This window comes from Curtobacterium sp. MCLR17_054, assembly GCF_003234335.2.
In the GTDB taxonomy this organism is placed as follows: domain Bacteria; phylum Actinomycetota; class Actinomycetes; order Actinomycetales; family Microbacteriaceae; genus Curtobacterium; species Curtobacterium flaccumfaciens.
In genome coordinates, this window is the sequence record NZ_CP126263.1 from 2,902,784 (window position 1) to 2,925,609 (window position 22,826).

24 protein-coding genes are annotated in these 22,826 nt (G+C 71.5%); 15 read left to right on the plus strand and 9 right to left on the minus strand.

Annotation, left to right across the window (positions count from 1 at the left end; translation table 11 throughout):
- Positions 1 to 2: 2 nt before the first annotated feature.
- The gene (locus tag DEJ08_RS13760; RefSeq protein WP_111055496.1) at positions 3 to 362 is read left to right on the plus strand and encodes a hypothetical protein; all 360 of its coding nucleotides are present in this window, start codon (positions 3 to 5) and stop codon (positions 360 to 362) included.
- Positions 363 to 456: 94 nt separating this feature from the next.
- Here the strand turns inward: DEJ08_RS13760 and DEJ08_RS13765 are convergent, their stop codons facing one another.
- The 4 genes from DEJ08_RS13765 to DEJ08_RS13780 form a co-directional block, all read right to left on the minus strand.
- A complete protein-coding gene (locus tag DEJ08_RS13765) occupies positions 457 to 762 on the minus strand; it encodes a hypothetical protein (RefSeq protein WP_146248568.1) in 306 nt (101 codons plus the stop codon).
- Between the two features lie 69 nt (positions 763 to 831).
- Positions 832 to 1,365: a hypothetical protein gene (locus DEJ08_RS13770; protein WP_111055495.1), complete on the minus strand. Its 534-nt coding sequence runs from the start codon at positions 1,363 to 1,365 to the stop codon at positions 832 to 834.
- A 38-nt stretch (positions 1,366 to 1,403) separates the two neighbouring features.
- Complete coding sequence (locus DEJ08_RS13775; RefSeq protein WP_111055494.1) at positions 1,404 to 3,863, minus strand: bifunctional lysylphosphatidylglycerol flippase/synthetase MprF; 2,460 nt, start codon at positions 3,861 to 3,863, stop codon at positions 1,404 to 1,406.
- Positions 3,864 to 3,898: 35 nt separating this feature from the next.
- Positions 3,899 to 5,230 (minus strand): alpha/beta hydrolase, encoded by a 1,332-nt coding sequence (locus DEJ08_RS13780; RefSeq protein WP_111055493.1) that lies wholly within the window; start codon positions 5,228 to 5,230, stop codon positions 3,899 to 3,901.
- Positions 5,231 to 5,413: 183 nt separating this feature from the next.
- On the opposite strand from DEJ08_RS13780, the gene DEJ08_RS13785 reads away from it, so the two are divergent.
- A complete protein-coding gene (locus DEJ08_RS13785) occupies positions 5,414 to 6,106 on the plus strand; it encodes an NUDIX hydrolase (RefSeq protein WP_258367286.1) in 693 nt (230 codons plus the stop codon).
- On the opposite strand, the gene DEJ08_RS13790 is transcribed toward DEJ08_RS13785, so the two are convergent.
- Entirely contained in the window at positions 6,018 to 7,247 is a 1,230-nt protein-coding gene (locus tag DEJ08_RS13790) for an ROK family protein (RefSeq protein WP_111055492.1), read from the minus strand. The two genes, DEJ08_RS13785 and DEJ08_RS13790, sit on opposite strands and share 89 nt — an antisense overlap.
- A 132-nt stretch (positions 7,248 to 7,379) precedes the next feature.
- Between DEJ08_RS13790 and DEJ08_RS13795 the strand changes: the two genes are divergently transcribed.
- The 6 genes from DEJ08_RS13795 to DEJ08_RS13820 all read left to right on the plus strand — a co-directional run bounded on the left by DEJ08_RS13795 (position 7,380) and on the right by DEJ08_RS13820 (position 14,646).
- The gene (locus DEJ08_RS13795; protein WP_111055491.1) at positions 7,380 to 8,678 is read left to right on the plus strand and encodes an ABC transporter substrate-binding protein; all 1,299 of its coding nucleotides are present in this window, start codon (positions 7,380 to 7,382) and stop codon (positions 8,676 to 8,678) included.
- Between the two features lie 12 nt (positions 8,679 to 8,690).
- Entirely contained in the window at positions 8,691 to 9,647 is a 957-nt protein-coding gene (locus DEJ08_RS13800) for a carbohydrate ABC transporter permease (protein ID WP_110865283.1), read from the plus strand.
- On the plus strand, positions 9,647 to 10,561 hold the full coding sequence (locus DEJ08_RS13805) for a carbohydrate ABC transporter permease (RefSeq protein WP_071405176.1): 915 nt from the start codon (positions 9,647 to 9,649) through the stop codon (positions 10,559 to 10,561). Before DEJ08_RS13800 ends, DEJ08_RS13805 begins: the two co-directional genes overlap by 1 nt.
- Positions 10,562 to 10,593: 32 nt before the next feature.
- Positions 10,594 to 12,252 (plus strand): glycoside hydrolase family 13 protein, encoded by a 1,659-nt coding sequence (locus DEJ08_RS13810; RefSeq protein WP_111055490.1) that lies wholly within the window; start codon positions 10,594 to 10,596, stop codon positions 12,250 to 12,252.
- Positions 12,253 to 12,493: 241 nt separating this feature from the next.
- Positions 12,494 to 13,429, plus strand: a complete 936-nt coding sequence (locus DEJ08_RS13815; protein WP_111055489.1) for an ABC transporter ATP-binding protein — start codon at positions 12,494 to 12,496, stop codon at positions 13,427 to 13,429.
- On the plus strand, positions 13,426 to 14,646 hold the full coding sequence (locus DEJ08_RS13820) for an ABC transporter permease (RefSeq protein ID WP_111055488.1): 1,221 nt from the start codon (positions 13,426 to 13,428) through the stop codon (positions 14,644 to 14,646). Before DEJ08_RS13815 ends, DEJ08_RS13820 begins: the two co-directional genes overlap by 4 nt.
- 11 nt (positions 14,647 to 14,657) lie before the next feature.
- Here the strand turns inward: DEJ08_RS13820 and DEJ08_RS13825 are convergent, their stop codons facing one another.
- From DEJ08_RS13825 to pnuC, 4 genes are all read right to left on the minus strand, one after another.
- Entirely contained in the window at positions 14,658 to 14,966 is a 309-nt protein-coding gene (locus tag DEJ08_RS13825; RefSeq protein WP_111055487.1) for a winged helix-turn-helix domain-containing protein, read from the minus strand.
- Entirely contained in the window at positions 14,963 to 15,397 is a 435-nt protein-coding gene (locus DEJ08_RS13830) for a chemotaxis protein CheY (protein ID WP_111029938.1), read from the minus strand. The genes DEJ08_RS13825 and DEJ08_RS13830 overlap by 4 nt, the downstream gene beginning before the upstream one ends.
- Positions 15,398 to 15,481: 84 nt before the next feature.
- Positions 15,482 to 16,114, minus strand: coding sequence for a hypothetical protein (locus tag DEJ08_RS13835; RefSeq protein WP_071404264.1), 633 nt, complete (start codon positions 16,112 to 16,114; stop codon positions 15,482 to 15,484).
- Positions 16,115 to 16,204: 90 nt separating this feature from the next.
- On the minus strand, positions 16,205 to 16,870 hold the full coding sequence (gene pnuC / locus DEJ08_RS13840) for a nicotinamide riboside transporter PnuC (RefSeq protein WP_111055486.1): 666 nt from the start codon (positions 16,868 to 16,870) through the stop codon (positions 16,205 to 16,207).
- Between the two features lie 393 nt (positions 16,871 to 17,263).
- Between pnuC and DEJ08_RS13845 the strand changes: the two genes are divergently transcribed.
- The 7 genes from DEJ08_RS13845 (at position 17,264) to DEJ08_RS13875 (ending at position 22,815) form a co-directional block, all read left to right on the plus strand.
- On the plus strand, positions 17,264 to 17,818 hold the full coding sequence (locus tag DEJ08_RS13845; protein ID WP_071404262.1) for an alternate-type signal peptide domain-containing protein: 555 nt from the start codon (positions 17,264 to 17,266) through the stop codon (positions 17,816 to 17,818).
- A gap of 45 nt (positions 17,819 to 17,863) precedes the next feature.
- Positions 17,864 to 18,442: a TasA family protein gene (locus DEJ08_RS13850; RefSeq protein WP_111047202.1), complete on the plus strand. Its 579-nt coding sequence runs from the start codon at positions 17,864 to 17,866 to the stop codon at positions 18,440 to 18,442.
- Positions 18,439 to 19,335, plus strand: coding sequence for a hypothetical protein (locus tag DEJ08_RS13855; RefSeq protein WP_111055485.1), 897 nt, complete (start codon positions 18,439 to 18,441; stop codon positions 19,333 to 19,335). Before DEJ08_RS13850 ends, DEJ08_RS13855 begins: the two co-directional genes overlap by 4 nt.
- On the plus strand, positions 19,332 to 20,132 hold the full coding sequence (locus DEJ08_RS13860; protein ID WP_258367282.1) for a signal peptidase I: 801 nt from the start codon (positions 19,332 to 19,334) through the stop codon (positions 20,130 to 20,132). The genes DEJ08_RS13855 and DEJ08_RS13860 overlap by 4 nt, the downstream gene beginning before the upstream one ends.
- On the plus strand, positions 20,098 to 20,529 hold the full coding sequence (locus DEJ08_RS13865; protein ID WP_111038226.1) for a hypothetical protein: 432 nt from the start codon (positions 20,098 to 20,100) through the stop codon (positions 20,527 to 20,529). The genes DEJ08_RS13860 and DEJ08_RS13865 overlap by 35 nt, the downstream gene beginning before the upstream one ends.
- A gap of 504 nt (positions 20,530 to 21,033) precedes the next feature.
- Positions 21,034 to 22,353: a GNAT family N-acetyltransferase gene (locus DEJ08_RS13870; protein ID WP_111055118.1), complete on the plus strand. Its 1,320-nt coding sequence runs from the start codon at positions 21,034 to 21,036 to the stop codon at positions 22,351 to 22,353.
- A gap of 72 nt (positions 22,354 to 22,425) precedes the next feature.
- Positions 22,426 to 22,815 carry a DUF2087 domain-containing protein gene (locus tag DEJ08_RS13875; protein WP_111055119.1) on the plus strand — a complete coding sequence of 130 codons (390 nt, stop codon included), beginning with the start codon at positions 22,426 to 22,428 and terminating at the stop codon, positions 22,813 to 22,815.
- Positions 22,816 to 22,826 lie beyond the last annotated feature (11 nt).

A 22,826-nucleotide genomic window follows, 5' to 3' on the forward strand; every position in this document is an offset into this window, starting at 1 on the left:
TCGTGACCGTTCTGGTCTTGGCTGCCGCGGCCGTCCTGTTCATCGGTCTGCGCGCCGCACTGCTGTTCGCGGGGGCGACGGAAGGCGACGTGCCGACGTCGTCGTCGATCCCCCTGCCTGCGGGAAGCAGGGTGGTCCACGAGGACGAGGAGTGCGCATCCGGTGGATGCTGGTCGGTCGTGTCCGTGCAGCCGCCGACGGGAGTGAGCCCGTCCGAACTGTCGACGACGTTGGGCACCGAGCCGTTCGCAAAGCTGCCCGGGACGCTGTGGGATCCCCGCGTCGTCAATCTGACGTCGGAGGTCCAGGGCGAACTTCTCGTGGTCCGAGCGGACTACTGGTCCCGCGAGCCCTCTCCCTGACGCCCGGAAGACCACACGAGGCGGCCGTGCCTGGAGGGACGGTGCCAGCTGGCACCGCGCCTCCCGTCCGCCCTGTGGTCGCGTCGACGACGCGTCAGGCTTCCCAGGGCCAGTAGGTCTGGCAGGTCTCGGGGCCACCGTTCGTCGAGCCGCAGACCTCCACCGGCCCCCAGATGCTGAGGACGACCCACGCGACCTGCAGCACCAACATGCTCAGGCCGACGATGAACAGGGCGCGGACACGGCGACGGTCGTCACGGACGCCGGTCAGCAGCGAGCCGAACGCCGCGAGCAGCCCTCCGGCCGGGATCACGAGTCCGAGGACGACGGTCACGGTCATCAGGAGCGCGAACTCGCCTCGGGTCGAGCCGAAGCGTCGCCCGGCGTGCAGTGCAGTCACGGTGGTGAGCATATTGGCCCGCGGGGCACGCGGATGCACCCACTTCGGGCGGCGGCCGACGACCGGGCTTCAGCTGGCGGCGCGCTCCCGACGACGCACCCGCAGCGTGCCGATCCCCTGCACGATGCAGACGACGCCGCTCGCGACGACGATGACCCCGGTCACGATCCGGCCGATGGAGAATCCTCCGAACAGCAGCGGGGCGACCGCGACACCGATGAAGATCGCCCCCATCACGATGACGACGACCGGGTTCTGGGCGACGAAGAACCGGCGACCGCCGTTCGCTTCGGCGATCGCCCGGTCCCGAGCACGCGGGACGGCGTCCGGCGACCGACCAGCGCGGCGATCTGCACGCCGTCGCCGGCTGCGCAGGACCAACCACACCGCCGCGCCGATGACCACGGCCGCTCCGATCGCGATCCACTCGACGAGCTGGAAGAACCCGAAGACCATCACCAGGACGAAGCCGACCGCGATGCCCACGAACATGTCTGAGGTCATCCGGTCGGTCCGGCCGTCGGCACTCGTGACGTAACCGGGGCGGCGTTCGTACGGATCGTGCTCGTCCACGGCCGGTCCGTCGGCCCGTTCGGTTCCCATGCTCCGAACGTACCGACGGCGCTGGGGAACCGTCCGGGTCAGCCGACCCGTTCCCCCGGCTGCTCGGCCCGGACCCCGTGCGCCGGACGCCGCTCCCGCACGATCGCCACCGCCTGGCGCAGAGACAGCCCCGGCAGGTAGGTACGGACGATCGCGACGCCGATCGTGGGCAGCGCCACCGGGTCCGGGTACGCCATCACCAGCGGGTGCAGGTCGGGGCCGAACTTCGCCTTGAAGCGCAGCAGCGAGCGGAACCCGTAGACGGGCTCGAGCGCACCGCCGACGACATCGAGGAACGATTCGACGCCGCTCCGGCCGGCACCCTGCGGCTCGGCCGACGACGCGAGCGGGGCCGCGGACAGGCTGAGCCGCTCGGCACCGTCGGCGCGCATCCGGTCGACCGCACTCGCGACCAGGAACTCCATCACACCGTTCGGGGCGTCCGGCGCGCGGCGCATCACGTCGAGCGTCCACCCGACCACCTGCCCGGCGCGGTAGGCGGGCAGCCAGCTGGTGACGGCGAGCACCGTGCCGTCCCCGCCCAGTGCGACGAGCGTCCGCACAGCGGGGTCGCGCATCTCGTCGATCCCGCCCAGGGTGAACCCCATCTCGGGCAGTTCGCGCTCGGCGACCCACTCCTCCGAGATCGCCTCGATCTGGCGTGTGACCGAGCCGGGCAGCGAGGCCCAGTCCGACCAGAGCGCGGTGGTGCCGGATCGTGCGGCCTTGTTGACGGCCGTGCGGACGTCCTGCTTGCGCTTGCCCGTCGTCGTCCAGGTGCGCGGGTCGAGGTCGGCGTCCTCGGCCACGGGGAGCGTCGTCCAACCGAGTCGGGCGAGTGCCGCGCCGAGGGTGGCGTCGATGCCGTAGAAGACGGGCGTCCAGCCGTGGTCGTCCGCGGCCCGTGCGAAGCCCTCGAGTGCCGCCAGCCGCGCGTCCTCGTGTCCGAAGGGGCCACCGGTCGTCACGGCGACGCTGCCGGTGCGGTGGTAGGCGACACCGGCGCGGCCGTCCTCGGTGAACCAGTACTCGTTGCCGGGCCAGGTGGTCATCCACCCGAAGGTGTCACCCCCGCCCGCGACCAGCAGGGCCCGAGCGGCCACCCGTGCGGCGTCCTGCCCGTCGAGGTCGCTGTCCGAGCGCCCGGCCCCGGTCGGCCGGACCGCGGCGATCGCCACGGCGAGCCACAGGAGCGGGCCGGAGACACCCACGACGAACCGCAGCGCCGGGTCGGCCTGCGCCAGGTGCGTCGGCAGGGTCACGGGGGCGATCGGGCCGAGCACGGCGAGCGCCAGGTGGAGGGGCTCGCGCACGCTGTCGCCCGAAGCCACGGCGACACCGACGACGACGACCGCGAGCACCACGGCCGAACCCGCGACCGTCAGGACGAAGGTCCGGAGTCGTCGCTGGTCGGTCCGGACCGGGAAGTCCCCGCGGCGCAGGACGAGCACCACGGCGGTCGCGATCGGCACCAGCACCGACGCGGCGATCGAGAGCGAGACCGCGAGGTGGTCCGACGCCAGGCGCTGCACGACGGCGTGGTGGCGTTCGGGCAGCACCCCGTAGGAGACGGCGGTCGCGACGCCGGAGACCAGGTCGACGGTCGCGACGAGCCACAGTGCGAACCGGCTCCCCCGCCGGAGTCCCACGGCGCCGACCGCCAGGACCACGAGCGGCATCACGGCCAGCAGCGAGTGGAACAGGCCGTGCGGGTGCACCTCGGCGAGCGCCCGGACGCAGCTGGCGGTCACCCCGGTCACCGAACAGTGCGGCATCCGTCCGGTCGGCCCGGTGTCGAGCACCACGGCGAGCGGGGCGAGCAGCCCGAACTGGGCACCGGTGACGAGCGCGAGGACGGGCCCGACGGCCGACACGGTCACCGCTGCCACCAGCAGCACCCGGGTCTCGCGTGAGGAGCTCCGGGTCCAGCCGCTCCGCACCGGCGACCGTCGCAGCACGCGGCCGAGCACCAGGCCGACGACCAGGGCGAGCGCAGCGTGCAGGTCGGACGCGTGTCCGGCGTAGAGCAGCAGTGCCGCGACGACGGCGATCGACACCACCCGGATCCGGCGTCGCCACAGCGCGCCGGCGAACGCGCTCGCGGTGACGATGGTCCCGACGATCCAGGTCCAGGGGCCGACGTGTCCCAGGTGCACGAGGAAGCCGCGGTTCGCCGGGGCGCCGTCGAACAGCTGCAGCAGGGCGCCGAGCCCCGTCCCCACCACGGTCGTGACGACCATCGCGAGCAGGGTGCGCCGCCAGCCGAGCAGCCGTTCGGACGCCGCGGTGCAGACCACGACGGCGACGAAGGTGACGAGGAACCCGACGACGCTGCTCGTCACCGCGACCACGCCGAGCGGGCCCATCGTCCCGCCGAGCGTGTCGGGCGTGCGACCGTCCTTCGTGCCGAGGCATCGGAGCACCACGGCGGCGATGCCGGCGACGATCGTCAGGGCGGAGACCACGCTCGTCAGCGGGTACCGACGGGCTGCCGGCACGAGCCGTCTCGGATGCGCCCACGCGACCACCGCGCTCACCGCAGGCCCAGGTGCGCGATGACGCCGGGCATCCCGACGCGCAGGGCGTAGCGGACGGTGTTCCAGTCATGGGCGGAGCCCTCGGACACGAACAGCCGGGTCCGCATGCCGGCGGCCTCCGCAGCCGTGCGGAGCGCGGTGGTCGAGGCGACGTAGGGGGCGTCCTCACCACCGTAGGCGAAGACGGTCAGGTGCCCGGGGTACGGCCCGTGCGCCCGCATGATCGCCCGCGGTGCCGCTGCGGCGTACCGCGAGGCCGAGCCGCCGAACCCGTACCGGATGCTGTGCTGGACGGAGCCGTTCAGGGGTGCGAGCTCGCTCGAGATCGCGAAGGTCGTGCCGAACACGCCGGGGTGTGCGGTGGAGAACTGCATGGCACACGTGGCCCCCTGCGAGAACCCGACGATGCCCCAGGCCGAGGGCGCTGCCCCGACGCGCAGGTGCTGCCGGATCCAGTTCGTGGTGTCGGTCATGATGTACGTCGCGGAACGGCCGAGGGACGAGTCGACGCACATCGGGTTCCGGTCCGGTGCCCCGAGTTGATCCGGCGCGACGACGATCGGGGCGAGTCCGTGGTGGGCCTCGGCGAACGCGTCCATCACTGCGCCGAGCCGACCGGCCTGGAACATGTCGCTCGGCTGCCCGGGTTGCCCGGCCAGGCTGATGAGGACCGGCAGGGTCGGTGGTCGCTCGGTCAGGGCGGCCGGCGGCAGGTACACCACCGCCGGCCGTGCGTGGAAGTGGGAGACGGTCGACGGGATGGTGACCGAGAGCACCTTCCCGCGTCGCGGCATGCCGGCGGGGGCCCGCCAAGTGGCCGGGTCCACCACCGGACTGGAGGCGCGCCCCACCCCCGTCTCGTGTCCCAGCGGACCCGACGGGTACGGATCGGTCGTCACGGCCTGCTCGATCGTGCGGTACGCCCCGAAGTCGACGTTGACGCCGAGGACGGCGGCCAGGGCCACCGCCACCGCCGCGAGCACGCCGAGCACGCGGCGGAGCCAGCCGCCCTGGACGACCGTCACGACGAGGAGCCCGACACCGCCGAACGCAAGGGCCACCCACATCCGGGTGATCGGGGTGAACGACACCCCGTACAGGTCCTGCACGTCCCCGAACCACCACACCGCGACCAGGCCGATCACGGCGCCGACAGCCACGACGCCGAGCCGCCAGAGCAGGCCCCGGACCGGATGCCGGGAGTGACGGCCGAACGCCGGCAGGAGCGCGGCGACGGTGAGGAGCCCCGCGGCGACGTCCACCGGGACGAGCACGGACGGTGTGACGACGGCGACGTGGAACAGGGGTCGGAGCAGATCGTGGAACATGGGGCCTCCCGGCGGACGGTGCAATCGTGGCGGCGGCCCGCTGCGAACAGGGCACCGAGGCGCTTCCGGTTCGCACAGTTCCCACCTGTGCGGCTCCCAGACCCCACTCGACCAACACCCAGCGAAGCGTCCGGTGCGGTGCCGCCGCCGGGCCTCTCGGTGGCGCGCGCCTAGGGTGAACGGGTGACGCACGACGGATCGGTACGGGCTGCACTCGCGGCGGTCGCAGCGGACGGCTGGGGTGACGGTGGGCCGCTCGTCGAACCCGGCGGCACGGCCTCACCACGTCGGGCCGCGGTCCTGATGCTCTTCGGCGCGCTCGACCACACGCCGAGTGACCGACCGGCAGCAGCGCCCGGTGTCCCGCGGGACCTCGACGTCCTGCTCCTCGCCCGGGCCACGACCCTGCGCGCGCACGCCGGCGAGGTCGCGTTCCCCGGTGGACGCATCGACCCCGGTGACGCGGACGCCGTCGCCGCCGCACTCCGCGAGGCACAGGAGGAGACGGGCCTCGACCCCGCCGGCGTCGAGGTGCTCGGCACCCTGCCAGCCGTGCCGCTGGCGTTCTCGAACCACCTGGTCCGGCCCGTCATCGGCTGGTGGCGCGACCCCTCACCGATCCGCGTCGTCGACGAGCACGAGTCGGCGGCGGTGTTCCGGGTCCCCGTGGCCGACCTGCTCGACCCGGCGAACCGCGGCGTGACCGTGATCCGCCGCAGTGGTCAGGAGTGGCGCGGACCGGCGTTCACCATCGAGGCCGACGGGGACGAGCACCTGGTGTGGGGCTTCACCGCGATGCTGCTGGATGCACTGTTCGACCGACTCGGCTGGACGGAACCGTGGGACCGGAGCCTCGAGGCGCCGCTGCCCGACTGAGCAGCGCGAACGACAGCGGGTCGGCCCGCACCGCGTCGACCGCGTGGGCCACGGCCCCGATGACGACGACGTCGGCCCCGAGCGACGACGCGACGAGTTCGGGCACCGGGTCGAAGTGCCCCTTGGCGAGCAGGTCGCGCGCGCGGTCGATCACGGCGACCGCGGGCTGGGCGATCGCGCCGGCGACCACCACGCGGTCGATGTCGAGCAGGCTCGCGAGCAGGATGCAGACCCGGGCCAGGCGGTCCCCCAGACGGTCGACGATCGTGCGCGCGACCGGATCACCGCTCCGTGCGGCCGCGAACACCAGGGCGGCGTCAGCGGCGAGCGCGGCGTCCGTGGGGATGTGCCCCGCGACGACGGCGTCGGCCACGAAGGTGCGGGCGACCGCGCCGATGCCGTCGGAGGATCCGACACCCTCGACGAGTTCGAGCACCCGCATCTCCCCGGCACCACCGTGGGCACCGCGCAGCAGGACCCCGTCGACGACGAGGCCCGCGCCGAAGCGTTCGCCGGACAGCAGCGCCGCGAACGAGGCGTCACCCGAGGACGGCCGTTCGGCGAGCGCGGCGAGGTTCGCGTCGTTCTCGACCAGCACCCGCCCGTCCGGCACGGCGTCGGCGAACCCCGGGTTCATCCGGACCCAGAAGCCGCCGTCGTCGGGCGAGGCACCGGCGGCGTCGACCGGCGCCGGGATGCCCACGACCGTGACCAGGACCCGTCCGCGGTCGACGTCGGCCGAGGCGAGGGCGGCGGCCACGGTGTCGGCGAGGACCCCGAGTCGAACGGGCACGTCGAGGCCTGATTCTCCGAGCGACCCCTCGGCGCGACCGAGCACCGTGCCGCGCAGGTCGGCGACGAAGGCGGTGACCCGGTGCTGGCCGGCGTCCACACCGACGACGACCCCGGCGACCGTGTCGAGCTCGTAGCGGCGGGCGGGGCGTCCCATCCGGTACTCCCCCGCGGCCCGGGCATCGTCGAGTTCGCGGAGCCAGCCGAGCCGCACGAGCTCCTCGGCCGCCCCGAGCACGGTCGACCGGGTCAGGCCGGTGGCGTCGATCGCCTCGGTCGCGGTGAACGCGGACGAGTCGAAGGCGTACGCGAGCAGCGTCTCTGCGCTCGTTCCACGGGGTGGCGGCATGTCGTGACCCTATCGCGCGACGAGTTCCTTGCGGAATTAGATTTTCTCGCTACATTTAGTTCCGCGGGCAGCATCGGAGCCGCTCGCGGGACGGAACGGCAGGGACGCCGGGTCCGGACGGACGGAGACGACGTGCAAGCACACGCCACCGCCAGGAGCGCAGCATCGGTCAGCCGACGCGGGTTCCTGCTGGGAGCGGGCGGCATCGGAGCGGGCCTCGCGCTCGCCGGATGCGCCCCGATCGGGTCCTCGAGCGCCAAGCCGGAGACCATCACGTTCTACGTGTCGAAGCCCGAGGTCATCGGCTACTTCGACGACGTCATCGCGCAGTTCCACCAGAGCCAGTCGAAGGTCCGGGTCGTGCGCGACTCGACCTCGAGCATGTCCGCGAACTTCGTGCGGAACCGGCCGCCGGACCTCGGGTGCTGGAATTACAACTTCTCGGTCGTCCCGTTCGTCGAGCACGGCGCGCTGACCGACCTGTCCGACCTGCCGCAGGCCGACACCATCAACCCCGACCTGTGGCCGCTCATGGAGCAGACCGCCGACTACCCCGGCCGGAAGAGCGCCCTGCCGTACTCGGTGACGGCGGCGTCGGTGATCTACAACAAGGCGCTCTTCGCGCAGCAGGGGCTCGAGGTCCCGACGACGTGGAGCGAGTTCGCCGACGTGTGCGAGCGCCTGACCAAGGCCGGCATCGCGCCGATCTACGGCACGTTCAAGGACAACTGGACGATCGCCCAGGGCATGTTCGACTACTCGATCGGCGGCATGATCGACACCCCGGCGACCTTCGAGGCACTCCGGCGCGAGGGCACGAACGTCGGAGAAGGGTCCGCGGTCTCGTTCGAGCGCGACCTGCGGAAGCCGATGGAGCGCATGGTGCAGCTCCGCGCCTGGCACCAGGACGGCGCCGCGAGCCGCGGGTACGGCGACGGCAACCTCGCCTTCGCCCAGGGCAAGGCGGGCATGTACCTGCAGGGGCCGTGGGCCCTCGGCGAGATCGCCAAGACCACGAAGGACATGGACCTCGGCACCTTCCCGCTCCCCGTCACCGACGACCCGGCCGACCGCAAGGTCCGCGTGAACGTCGACCTGGCGCTCTGGATCCCGGAGGCGTCGCGCAAGCAGGAGGCCGCCCGCGAGTTCCTGTCGTTCCTGATGACCAAGCAGGTCAACGACAAGTACAACGCGGACAACAACGGCTTCGGGGTCCGCAAGGACGCTCCCCCGGCGTCGAACCCCGCCCTCCGCGGCATGCAGTCGTACTACGACGACGCAGCCTTCTACCTCGGCGCCTCGCAGCTCATCCCCGCCGAGATCCCGGTCGCGAACTACGCGCAGTCGATCGCCTTCGGCGGCGACCCGCAGCGCCAGCTCCGCACCCTCGACGCCGACTGGGCGCGTCTCGCGCTCCGCACGGCCGCGTAAGGAGACGTCCGAATGGCAACCACGACCACCGAATCCATCACGACGGCGGACCGCCGCCGCCGTGGCGGGGCCGCACCGGGCCTCCAGGCCGGACGACGGGACGGACGACGCAAGCCCCGCGTCGACCCGCTCTTCCTGGCGTTCCTGCTGCCCACCCTGGTGCTCTTCACGCTCGCCATCACGCTGCCGGCGGTGATGGGCATCGTGCTGAGCTTCACGAACTCCGTCGGCTTCGGCGAGTTCCGGTTCACCGGGCTCACCAACTACATCGCGGTGTTCTCCGACCCCGCGATCCTGCAGGCGTACCTGTTCACGCTCGGGTTCTCGCTCGTCACCGTGATCGTCGTGAACGCGATCGCGTTCCTGCTCGCCATCGCGCTGACGTCGAAGATCCGCGGCAAGATCGCGCTGCGTGCGGTGTTCGTGCTGCCGATGGTGATCTCGGGCATCGTCATCGCCTACGTGTTCTCGTTCCTGTTCGCGAACAGCCTGCCGGCCTTCGCCACCGCGATCGGCTTCGGGCCGCTCGAGCAGAGCATCCTGGCGAACCCGGACCTGGCCTGGCTGGCGATCGTGGTCGTCACCGCCTGGCAGGCGATCCCGTCGACGCTCCTCATCTACATCGCCGGCGTCCTCTCGATCCCCGGCGAGGTGTACGAGGCGGCGGCCCTCGACGGTGCCAGCGCGTGGCGGCAGCTCGTCTCGATCACCGCACCGCTGACGGCGGGCTACATCCTGATCAACCTGGTCATCGGGTTCAAGAACTTCCTGAACTCGTACGACATCATCGTCGGCCTGACCGACGGCGGCCCCGGCACCTCGACCACCAGTGTCGCGATGTCGATCTTCAAGGGCTTCAACGGCGGCGACTACGCCTACCAGATGGCGAACGCCACGATCTTCTTCGTCATCGCGGTCGTCATCGCCGTGATCCAGCTGCGGGCGACCCGCGGGAAGGCAGCGCTCTGATGTCCCTGCAAGCACCCCTGCGACCGGGGACCACCGCGACCGGCAGCATCCGTTCCGTCGACGCCGACCGGTCCTCCGGCTCGGGCAAGGCCGGCCGCGGTCGTTCCAACTGGCCCGTCACCGTCGTCCTCGTGCTGTGTGCGCTGTCGGTGCTCGTGCCGCTGTACGTCACCCTGACGATGGCGTTCAAGACCACCGGCCAGGCGGTCGACGGCAACGCGTTCTCACTGCCGGCGCCGTTCAGCGTCGACGGCTTCGTGCAGGCGTGGCAGCTGACCGACTTCCCGCGGGCGTTCGGGGTCTCGGTGTTCGTCGCCGCGATCACCGTCGTCGGCACGATCCTGCTCGCCTCGTTCACGGCCTACGCGATCGCCCGGAACTGGGACCGCCGGCTGTTCCGCTGGTCGTTCTTCTACCTGCTCGCGGCGATGTTCCTGCCGTTCCCGGTGCTCGCACTGTCGCAGGTGAAGCTCACCGGACTCGCGCACCTGGACAACCCGCTCGGCGTCGCGATCCTGCACGTCATGTTCCAGCTGTCCTTCAGCGTGCTGCTCTTCACCGCCTTCCTGCGGTCGATCCCGGCGGAACTGGAGGAGAGTGCACGCATCGACGGTGCGAGCACGGGGCAGGTGTTCTGGCGACTCGTGTTCCCGCTGCTGGCACCGATGAGCGCCACCGTCGGCATCTTCGCGTTCCTCGCGTCCTGGAACGACTTCGTGATGCCGTCGCTGATCACCTCCGACCCGGCGCTGCAGACCCTGCCGGTGCTGCAGCAGATGTTCCAGACGCAGTTCAGCAACAACTACAACGTGTCGTTCGCCTCGTACCTGATGGCGATGGCCCCGGCGATCATCGTCTACCTCGTCACCCAGCGGTGGGTGATGGCCGGCGTGACCCAGGGGGCCATCAAGTGACCGACACACACCCCTCGAACGAAAGGCCCGACGTGACCGACACCCTCACCCAGCCCGCCGCCACCTCGCACGACGAGACCTGGTGGCGCCAGGCCAGCGTCTACCAGATCTACCCCCGCTCGTTCGCCGACGCGAACGGCGACGGCATCGGCGACCTGCCCGGCATCACCGAGCGGGTGCCGTACCTGGCCTCACTCGGCATCGAGGCCGTCTGGCTCAGCCCCTTCTACCCGTCCGCCCTGGCCGACGGCGGCTACGACGTCGACGACTACCGCGACGTCGACCCGCGCCTCGGCACCCTCGACGACTTCGACCGGATGGTCGAGGCACTGCACGCCGCCGGCATCCGGGTGATCGTCGACGTCGTCCCGAACCACACGAGCGACCGGCACGAGTGGTTCCGCGAGGCACTCGCAGCACCCAAGGGCTCCCCCGCCCGCGACCGCTACGTGTTCCGCGACGGCAGCGGACCGTCCGGCGAGGAAGCCCCCGCCGACTGGATCTCGATCTTCGGCGGCCCGGCCTGGACCGCCGTCGGGGACGGCCAGTGGTACCTGCACAGCTTCGCGAAGGAGCAGCCCGACCTGAACTGGGCGAACCGCGAGGTCCGCGACGACTTCCTGCACACCCTGCGCTTCTGGTCCGACCGCGGTGTCGACGGATTCCGCATCGACGTCGCCCACGGCCTGGCGAAGGACCTGGGCGAGACCCTGCCCACCTGGGCCGAGCTCGCCGAGATGCCGAAGGACGGCACGCACCCGCTCTGGGACCGCGACGACGTGCACGAGATCTACGCCGAGTGGCGGACGGTCTTCAACGAGTACACGCCGGCCCGCACCGCGGTCGCCGAGGCCTGGGTCCCCGCGCACCGCCGTGCCCGCTACGCCAGCGCCGAGGGGCTCGGTCAGGCGTTCAACTTCGACCTGCTCGAGGCCGACTTCGACGCCGGCCAGTTCCGCACGATCATCGAGTTCAACCTCGGCCTCGCCGAGCAGTCCGGCTCGTCGACCACGTGGGTGTTCTCGAACCACGACGTCGTCCGGCACGCCACCCGCTACGCCCTGCCGCCCCGCGCCGGTGGCACCGACAAGCAGGGCAGCGCCTGGCTGCTCGCCGGTGGCTCGCAGGACGCGCTCGACCGGTCGCTCGGCCTCCGTCGCGCGCAGGCCGCAACGCTGCTCGAGCTCGCCCTGCCCGGCTCCGCCTACCTGTACCAGGGCGAGGAGCTCGGCCTGCACGAGGTCGGCGACATCCCCGACGGCGACCGCCAGGACCCGGCGTTCTTCCGCAACCCGGGCGTCGACGTCGGTCGTGACGGCTGCCGCGTTCCGATCCCGTGGACGCGCACCGGCTCGTCGTTCGGCTTCGGTCCGGAGGGCTCGCACCTGCCGCAGCCGGCGTGGTTCGCCGACTCCAGCGTCGAGGCCGAGGACGCCGACCCCGACTCCACGCTCAACCTGTACCGGGAGGCGCTCGGCCTGCGTGGCCAGCTGCAGTCCGAGGAACAGCTCGAGTGGATCGAGACCCGCCGCGACGACGTGCTCGCGTTCCGTCGGCCGAACGGCTGGACGAGCGTGACGGTCTTCGGCGACGAGCCCTTCGCGCTGCCGGCCGGCGAGCTGCTGCTCGCCTCGGCCCCGGTGGTCGACGGTGCCCTGTCGGGCGTGGGGACGGCCTGGTTGCGTTCCTGACGCGAGTCGCGCCCTGGGCGCGACCGGATGACGGACGGGAGGCGCGGTGCCAGCTGGCACCGCGCCTCCCGTCCGTCGTCTCCCGCGTCTGCCCGCGGAACCCGGCGCACCCGGCGTGCCCGGCGGAAGCGGGCGTACCTGCCGGAAGCGGGCGTACCGGGTCGAGAGTTCCGACCAGGTACGCCCGTTCTCGCATCCCATCGCAGCCGTTCTGGGAAGGAAGGCCCGGTAGGGTCGCCGCATGAGCGGGGCGAGCATCAGCGTGCAGGACTTCGTGATGCGGTTCGGGGACCGCAACGTGGTCGACGGGCTGTCGTTCGACGTCGCCCCCGGGGAGACGTTCGGGCTGCTCGGCAGCAACGGCCCCGGCAAGACCACGACGATCCGGGCCCTGCTCGGCATCACCACCCCGACGGCGGGCACGCTGACGATCGACGGCCGCCCCTACCGACCGGCCACCGGCGGCATCGGCTACCTGCCCGAAGAGCGCGGGCTGTACCGCAAGGAGTCCGTCATCGACGTGATGACCTACTTCGGGCGCCTGCGCGGACTCCGCGGTGCCGAGGCGACCGCGTGGAGCATGGACTACCTGGCCCGGGTGGGGCTCGCCGACCGCGCGAAGCTGCGCGTCGACAAACTGTCCGGCGGGCAGCAGCAGAAGGTGCAGCTCGGCATCACGATCATGGACCAGCCGCGGCTGCTCATCCTCGACGAACCGACCAAGGGCCTCGACCCCGTGAACCGGCGGCTCCTGCTCGACCTGGTCGACGAACGGAAGGCCGACGGGGCGACCGTGGTCCTCGTGACGCACCACATGGACGAGGTCGAGCGGCTCTGCGACCGCATCCTGCTGCTCAAGGACGGGCGGGCCACCGCGTACGGATCCGTGCCCGACGTGCAGGACGCCTTCGGCGGCGCCGTCGCCCGCGTCGGGCTCGACGGCCCCGTACCGAAGTCACCGCTGTACCGGCTCGCCCGCCACGAGGGGCACGTCGCGTACCTGGTCCCGACCCAGGCCGCCGCTCCGGACGGTGCGGACGTCCTGGCAGAACTGGTCGCGGCCGGGGTGCACGTCACCGCGTTCGAGATGCGCCGGATCCCGCTCGACGAGATCTTCGTGCAGGTCTACGGGCACGACGCCCTGGCTGCGGCGTCGACCGACGGGGCAGCGGCATGAGCAACCTCGGCACGGTCGTCCGGTTCGAGTTCGTCCGCGCGGTCAAGAAGCCCGCGTTCTGGATCGGCACCCTCGCGCTGCCGGTCGTCATCGTGGTCGTCTCGTTGCTCGTCGGCATCGGGCAGGCAGCCGGCACCAACTCCGTGGTGTCCGGGTCGTCGGCCACGAAGACCCCGTTCCACTACGTCGACGAGTCCGGCCTGGTGTCGGAGTCCGTGGCCGCGAAGTGGGGCGGGATCCCGTCCACCGACGCCGCCACCGACCGCGCCGCCGTCCGGTCCGGTGACCTCGACGCCTTCATCGCGTTCCCGTCGTCGCCGTCCACGACGGCCATCCGGGTCGACGCCGCCGACCGCGGGCTCTTCGCGAACGGGGTGTACTCGTCGCTGGCCGAGCGGGTGCTCGAGCAGAGCGTCGCCACGTCCGTCGACGACCCCGAGACCGTGCAGCTGCTCCGCAGTCCGCCCGCCACCGACGTCACCACCTACGCGGACGGCCGGGTCGCACCGGGCTGGCTGTCCGTCGTGCCGCCGTTCCTGTTCGTCGCCGCGTTCTTCGGGCTCGTCATCCTGCTCGCCGCTCGGATGGTCACCGTCGTGGTCGAGGAGAAGGAGAACCGGATCTCCGAGATGATCCTGACCACGGTGACCGCGGGCGACCTGATCCGCGGCAAGGTCATCGCCATGCTGCTCGTCGGCTTCGTCCAGGTCAGCGTGTTCGTCGTGCCCGGCCTGGTCGGGCTGCTCGTCGCGTTGCCGCTGGTGTCGTCGCAGCTCGGTGGGCTGACCGTCGACCCGTGGCGGATGGTGACCGGGGCGCTGCTGCTCGTCGGCGGGGTGCTGCTGGCGTCCGGGCTGTTCGTCGCCGTCGGGGCCGCCGTCCCGTCGATCAAGGACGCCTCGGCCCTGCAGTCGGCGGCGATCTTCGCGCTGATCATCCCCCTGTACGCGGCGTTCTTCGTGATGACGACGCCGACGTCGCCCGTCGCGCAGTTCTTCACGTACTTCCCGACCTTCACGCCGATCACCGCGATGGTGCGGAACGCCGTCGGGGCCCTGACCGTGACGGAGTCGGTGGTCTGCATCGTCGAGGTGTTCGTCGTCGCCGGGCTGCTGCTGTGGTTCGCGGAGTACCTGTTCCGGCACTCGGTCGCGCAGTACGGGTCGAAGGTGACGGTGCGGCAGATGTTGTCGTGGCGGCGGGGGCGGCGGGGCTGATCCCTTGCTGATCAGCTGGCGGCGATGCGGCGGAGCGCGTCCAGGTGGGCGGCCCACACGGCTCGCCCCGACGCCGTCAGGGTGATCGACGTCCGGGGTGTCTTGCCCACGAAGCCCTTCCCCACCGACACGTAGCCGGCCGCCTCGAGCGCGGACACCTGCTTGCTCAGCACCGAGTCGCTGACCTCGACCGCGTCGCGCACCTCGCGGAACCCCAGGGTGCCGGCACGGGTCAGGGCGGCGATCACCGAGAAGCGCACCGGGTGCTGCAGCAGGTCGTCGAGCTCGTGCCGGGGATGCACCCGGTCGGTGGTGCTCACGAGCGGGCCTCGCGCGCCGCACACACCAGGGCGACCAGCAGCACGAGCCCCGAGGTGATGCCCGACCAGAGCACCGAGCCGTGCACCCACCCGACCACGGCGATCGCCGCCAGGTAGGTGACCGCCCAGCTGGCGATGTAGACGGTCCAGCGGCGGCTCCGGGCGAAGGCCGAGCGGCCGCGGATGCTCACCATGAAGAACACCACCAGGGCGAACAGGGCCACGAGGGTGCCGACGTAGACGGCGGCGAACGCGTCCCCGGTCGTGAGCCCCATGCCGAGCGTGCCGAGCGACGTCGCGACGCCGAGCGCGGTGATGAACGTGACGTACGGCCAGCGGACGGCGTCGTGCGCACGTCGGCCGATCCGGTCCGCCTGGTCGAGCAGTCGGGCCGCCTCGGCGGGTCCGGGTCGTGCGGTGGTGTCCTCCATGGTGTCCCCTCTCGTTGACACCAGTGTTGCAAGGACTTTCCAGTTTGGCAAGCACTTTCCAAACCGGAGAGCTTGCCGCTGCGCTCAGACGCGGACGGGTGCCTCGTCGAGGTCCCACGACGGGACGGCGTGCCGCTTCCAGCCCTGGCGCAGGGTGTTCGCCGCGCGGTCGAACTCGACCAGGACGTCGATGTGCGGGCGGACCAGCATCTGGATCTGCAGCCCCTCGTAGACCGAGAGCAGCTGGGTCGCAGCCTGGTACGCGGGGATGCCGGCCTCTTCCGAGCCCTTGTCGAAGTCGCGCTGCAGCCCGACGGTCAGCTGCTCGGCGTACTCCTCGAACCGCTTGCGGAACAGTTCGGCGAACCCGGACTCCGAGCTGGCCACGGTGATCAGCCCGGCGAGCACCCGGACGAGCCCGGGGTCGGCGACGTCCTCGGCCAGGGTCAGACGGACGTGCTCGATCGTGCACGTGGGCGGGTTCTTCCGCCGGGTCCCCCGTAGCTGCGCCCACCGGTCGTAGGTGACCAGGAGCAGGGCGTGCCAGGTCGGGAACAGCCGCTCGACGGTCTCGAGCGGGATACCGGCCACCTCGGCGACGACCGCCGCGTCGACGGTGTCGAACGGGTGCAGCCGGTAGGCACGGATGGCCGCGCGCACCGTGCGCTCTGCGAGGGACTCGTCGTCCTCGACGCGTTCGCCGTGCAGGGGTTCCATCCGACCATTGCAGCGCATTCCGGGCCGTTTGTCTCGTCCCAGAGCGGGGGCCGTGCTCCGGGCCGCGTCAGCGCGTCGTGATCACAGCGGTCAGCCGACGGTGACGGGCGCCGCCGGAGGCCGGACCCGCTGGCGCATCCACACGAAGAACCCGGTCAGGGTGAAGACGCCGTAGAAGACGTACATCAATCCGGAGGCGTAGTACCCGGCGGAGAACAGCAGCGGCACGCCGACCAGGTCGACCGCCACCCAGATGAGCCAGAACTCGACCCACCCCTTCGCCATGCCGTACGTGGCGAGCAGCGATCCGACGAAGATCCACGCGTCGCTCCACACCGGCTCGTAGGACCCGAGCGCGCGGAAGACGGGGGTCAGCAGGGCGGTGCCGCCGACCATGCCGACGACGAGCAGCAGACGGGTCCACCAGGAGGCCCAGCGCGGGTCGATCACGGTCGTCGCGTCCTCGGGGCGGTGCGTCCACCGGTACCAGCCGTAGATGCTCACGATGATGAACATGACCTGACGGCCGGCCTGCCCGAGCAGGTTGACGGGGTTCGGGGTGTCGAAGAGCGCGCCCATGAAGACGGTGAAGAGCAGGGCGTTGCCGACCAGTCCGACCGGCCAGGCCCAGACCTTCCGGCGCATGCCCCCGAGGGCGCTGAGCAGCCCGAAGACGTTGCCGACCACCTCGCGCCAGAGCACCGTCTGGTCGCCGATGACGATCTGCGCGTCGAACAACCAGCGCACGATGTCCATGGGCCCTCCTCGTTTCCGGACGGTGCAACGACGCCGCGCGTACCGGCATTCCTTCTGGGATCGCTCCGCCCACGCGAAGCGCACACCCAGAAACCGGGGTACAAATCATGTCCTCCCTAGCGGGGACAAAAATGACCCCTGTTCTGGGGTCCGGGTGAACGGTCGTTCTCACTTGTCGGCACTTTGGGGGACAGCTAACGTCGTCACCAGAGCGAGTCCAGCCCGCCCGAGCAGCAGCACATGCGCTCCGAGGCCCGGCGACCGTTCTCGGCACCGGTCAGCCGCGACCCCCTCCAACCACTGGGTCGATGACAACCTCCCCACCGGACACGACGCCCGAATGTCCCCGGTGGGCTTCAGCGTGCCCGGAGCACGCAGGAACGGATCCACCCCATGCACAAGATCGTCACCGGTGCCATCGCCGGCGCAGCAGGCGTCGCACTCCTCCTCGGCGGTGCGGGCACGTTCGCCCTCTGGAACGCCAGCGCCTCGAGCGCCGCGTCCGCCGTGAGCGCCGGCACCCTGACGCTGAGCGCCAACAACGACGGCGCCTGGACCGACATCACGAACGGTCGTTCCACCGCGATCGACCCGACGAAGGCCCTGATGGTCCCGGGCAACACGTTCCAGTTCACCCAGACGCTGAACATCGGTGCGACCGGCCAGGACCTCAAGGCGAACCTGACCTACGCCAACCAGAGCATCACCGGCGACGCCGCGCTGCTCGCCGCCACGACGAAGACGCTGGCCGTCACGTCGACGAGCGCCTCGGTCGTGCAGTCCTCGTCGAACACGAACACCTTCGTGGTCTCGCCGTCCTCGTCCACGTCGACCGTCAAGGTCGTCTTCACGGTGACGCTCCCCGCATCGGCGACCACCGGTCAGGGCGGATCGATCAACCTCAGCGCGCTGGCCTTCACGCTGACCCAGACCGCGATCGGTTCCTGATCCCCCGATCGCACCCCACCGACCACGACGACCAGGAGCACGCACATGACCGCCACACCGCGGACGACGGGACGCCACCGCGCAGCCCGACGGTACCGCTGGGTGTGGCCGGTCGCGATCGCCCTGGTCGTCGCGGTCGGAACGGCGCTCCTCGGCGCCGGCGGCACGTACGCCCTCTGGAACGGGACCGCCAGCACGGGAGCCACCACGGTGCGCTCCGCCACGGCGACCATCACCGTCGGCAGCACCACGGCGATGAACACCGCGGTCCTCGGGCCGGGCACGAGCACCACCGGCACCTTCACGGTGCGGAACACCGGTTCGATCCCCCTGTCCATGCGCGTCACGACGACGGCCTCCAAGTCGTCCGTCGCGGCGGCGACCGGTGAGCTGACGCTCCACCTCGCGATGGTGTCCTCGGCCGCGAAGTGCGTGCCCGGGCTCACCGGCACGAGCGCGCGGCTCGCCACCTTCGACACCGGCACCGGGTCCTTCACCCTGCCGGCCGGGGTCAGCGGCATCGCCTGCCTCGAGATGGCGCTCGACGCCGACGCCCCGCAGAGCGTCGCCGGCGCCACCACCGACTTCACCCTCACCGTCACGGGAACGCAGGTCTCCGCATGAACCGCCGCCTCCGGCTCCTCGTCGCCGTGCTCCTCACCGCCGTGTTCGTCGGTGGCACCTCGAGCGCCGCGTGGGCACTGTGGAGCGCGTCGGGCACCACCGCGGCGAGCACGACGGTCGGCACGGTCGCGGCGTCGATCAGCGGCACGAGTGCCCTCACCACGGCGTTCTCGTCGAGCGTCACCTCGACGACGAAGCCGATCACCCTGACCGACTCGGGCACCCTCGCCGGCGCCGCCACCACCACGGTCTCCGTCGTGTCCGGCAGCTCGACCGCACTCGCCAAGGCCGTCACCGTCGTCGCCTGGCCGGTCGCCTCGACCGCGGGCTGCACCACGAGCACGGCCGTCGGCACCGGGTCCGTCACCGGCACCTGGGCGTCGCTGCCGAGCATGAGCGCGAAGCTCGCCGCCGGCGCCTCCGCCGTCTGGTGTACCCGCAGCACCCTGCAGTCATCGGCCCCGGCCGGCTCGACCGCCAAGGTGAACGTCAACCTCACCGTCACGAGCGGCACCTGGACCTCGGGCGTCGTCGCCGGCGGCTTCGCCCTGACCACCCCGGCAGCGACCGTCGACACCACGCCCTCGCTGGTCTGCACGGACCACGGCGGTTGGTACGTCGAGATCCGGTGGGACGCCGCGAACCGGCCGATGGACACCTGGTACGGCGCGTTCGTCGGCTCGACCCCGGTCGGGCAGAAGGCGCAGGACTACTCCGCGTTCATCACGATCGCGCCGCCGGACGTCCCCGCGAGCGCCGGCACCGCTGGCACGCTGACCGTCACCGTCAAGGTGCTCGACAGCGCCGGCAACCCCACGAGCACCGTCGCGGGCACCGGCAAGGTCACGCTCTTCACGCAGGACAACGGGGCGGCGATCCGATGCGGCGCATGAGCACCCCCACCCCGCGCTCCGGCTGGCGCGCCGTCGTCCACGCCGTCGTGCTCGGTCTCAGTACCGGACTCCTGCTGCTCGTCGCCGCCCTGGCGGTCGTGCTGATCGTCGTGCCGAAGGCCACGGGCTCGATGCCGCTCACCGTCCTGACGCAGTCGATGGAGCCGACCCTGCCGCCGGGGACCCTGCTCGTGGTCCGTCCGACCCCGATCGACGACATCCGGGTCGGCGACGTCGTGACCTACCAGATCGTGTCCGGCCAGCCCGCGGTCGTCAGCCACCGCGTGGTCTCGGTGTCGTCGTCGTCCGACGGTGAGCGGACCTTCGTGCTCAAGGGCGACAACAACGCCGAGGCCGACCCGGCACCGGTCACCGCCGTGCAGATCCGCGGCGTGGTCTGGTACTCCGTGCCGGAGATCGGCGTCGTCAACCAGGTCGTCAACGGGTCGCGGAGCTGGCTCATCCCCGCGGTCGCCGGCGTGCTCCTGACGTACGGTGCGGTCATGATGACGGCGGGCTTCGTGAGCGCCGCGCGTCGTCGCCGCGCCGGCACGAACCGCGCCGGCACCAGCCACGGACGCCGCAGCGCAGCGCACCACGTCGAGCGGACCACCAGCGAGAACAGGACCGAGACGACGGCCACCACCCGGTCTAGGCTCGGTGGACGTGACGGACGGAGTGCAGCGGGCGCGGGAGCTCCTCGACGCAGCGGCACGACGGCTCCGCGGCGCGGACGTCCCGGACGAAGCACTCGGCGAGTACGTGCAGCCGAAGGCGGTCCTCGGGATCCGTCGTGACCCGACGATGCGACCCCTCGGCCGGGTGTGGCGGGTCGGAGCACTCCTGATCGGGTCGTCCCCCGAGACCGCCGGCCGTGTCTGGGCCACCGGGTCGATCACCCGTGTCACCGAACCCGGTCGGTCGCAGTACCAGTCGGTCTCCGCCGAGGTCCGCCGCGCCTACCGCGCCGCCGCCGCGAAGGGCCATTTCGACGCTGGTGACACGGTGAACCACGGCGCCGTCCCGATCCCCGTCGACGACTCCCTCGTCGGCGCCGAGGGCGTACTCGTCGTCATCGAGGACGTGCCCTCGGTCCGGTGGTCCCCGACCGCCGGCGCCGCAGTCCCCCTCGCCGACTACCTGGACGACCGCGTCGGGCTGCTCGTCGATCCCCCGCGGGGCGCGACCGACTGACGCGGCCAGCGGCCACGGAATCGCACGGTGCTGGGTTCGTCATGCCGTGCGGGATCGCCCGACCCGTGCGAACTTGCCCACCCCGTGCCCCACCACGACCCCGCACCGAACCACCTCCGCCGCCCCGACCCACGAACCCCACACCGTGCGGCTCCGGGTGAGCCCGAAGGACGCGACCACGGAACCGCACCGTGCCGGGTTCGTCATTCGTGCCGGTTCCTCGAGCATGCGCACCGTGCCGGATCTCCCGACCCGTGCGAACTTGCCCGCCCCGTGCCCCGCCACGACCCCGCACCGAGCCACCTCCACCGCCCCGACCCACGAACTCAGCACCGTGCGGCCCGCCCTGCATCCCGCACCGCGCGTCCGCGGCACCCGAACCCGGCACACGAACCGGCCACCCGCACCCCGCAGCCCGTCCGCCGGACGCGATCCGGGCCTCCAGTCCGACCGGACAGACCACGCGCCTGTCACGACGTCACCCGGTCCCGATAGTGTCGGAACGTGAGCAACGAGGCATTCGACGACCGCTACGAGCTGCGCGAGTTCGCGCCCGGGACGGACGACAAGGGGGCACCGAACGCCGAGACGGCAGCGTGGATGCAGGCCGTCGGGATGGGCTTCCACGAAGCCGACCCCGACGCCGAGGGCGCAGCCCGCATGGCGTCGCACTTCATCGCCGACGAAGAGACGTTCCTCGGGGTCTACGTGCGCGAGCCGTTCCCGGGTTCCGTCGACGAGACGTGGCCGGCCGGCACCTTCACGTGGTTCCGCAAGGCGCTGAGCTGGGGCGACGGGTCCTCCGTCGACACCCAGGCGATCTCCGCGGTCACCGTCCGCCCGACCGAGCGTCGCCGCGGCATCCTGCGCCGGATGATGACGCACGCGCTCGAGCGCGGGGTCGCCGAGGGCTACGCCGTCGCGTCGCTGACCGCGTCCGAGGGCACCATCTACCGCCGCTTCGGCTTCGGCTGCGCCATCCGCGAGCGTGCCGTGCACGTCCGCCGCGAGCGCGCGCTCCCCCTGCTCGCCCCGACCTCCGGCACGGTGTCGGTCGTCACGCCGCAGTGGCTGGCCGACGGCCCGGGCAAGGCGGTCTTCGACCGGTTCCACGTCCGCACCCCCGGCTCGATGGTCCGCAACACCGGCACCTGGCCGATCGTGTTCGGCCTGCTCGGGCACGACGGGCAGAAGGCGAAGGACGTCCGTGCGGCGGTGCACCGTCCCGACGGCTCCGACGAGATCGACGGCTACGTGACCTGGCGCGTCAAGGAGGATCGCGGTTCCGACACCGCGCTCGAGATCGTCGACCTGGTGTACGCGGACGACCAGGCCTACACCGCCCTGTGGGAGTTCCTGCTCTCGATCGACCTCAACGACGTCGTGAAGTACAACCGCTCCCGCCTCGACGACCCCATCGTCGCGGCGCTCGGCGACAACCGCGCGTACGACGTCGACCACGAAGAGGACCACGTCTGGCTGCGCGTGCTCGACGTGCCGGCGGTGCTGGCCTCGCGGCCGTTCGCCGTCGACGGGTCGCTGACACTCGGGGTCACCGACGCTCTCGGCTTCACCACCGGTACGTACCGCCTCGACGTCCAGGAGGCCCGTGGCACCGTCACGCGCATCGCCGACGACGTCGACGTGGCCGGGTCTGACGTCCAGCTCGACGTCGCAGAGCTCGGTGCGCTGCTGATCGGGTCAGTCTCCCCCGTCACCCTGGCCGCCGCGGGGCTCGTCCGCGCTGCGGACCCGGCGTCGGTGGAGCTGCTCCGCGCGATGCTGCTGCCGCCGCGGACGCCGCACGGCATCACGTACTTCTGATGGACGTCGCCCGGGTGGTGGGGCGCGCGTCAGGTCGTCTCCGTCCTGGCGTCCCCCACCCTGCGAGCAGCGGTGCTCGGCGGGAGCCCCGTCGATGACCGCACCCGGGCAGCGATCGACTCGTTCGACTGGGTCACCGACGACGGCCCGGACGCGTCGGTGCTCGGCAGGACGTCACGCGAACTCCAACGGCTGCAGTCTCCGGCCGCGGTGCTCGATTTCGACCGGATCGAGCGGATGCCGGTGAAGGACGTCGAACGACATGCGCTGTCCGTCCGGATCGTGGAGCTCGTGTTCGAGCGACTCGGACAGGAGCGAGCCGTGCCGGAGGCCGTCCTGAACGCGGCCATCGGCATGTTCGCGACCGATGTCTCCGTCGTGCGCCGGGACGCCGTGGACCTCGGCGTCCTGACGCGCACCGACGACGGTTCGGTCTACCGGATGGTGCGTCGTCCGGCCTGATGCTGCTCGGT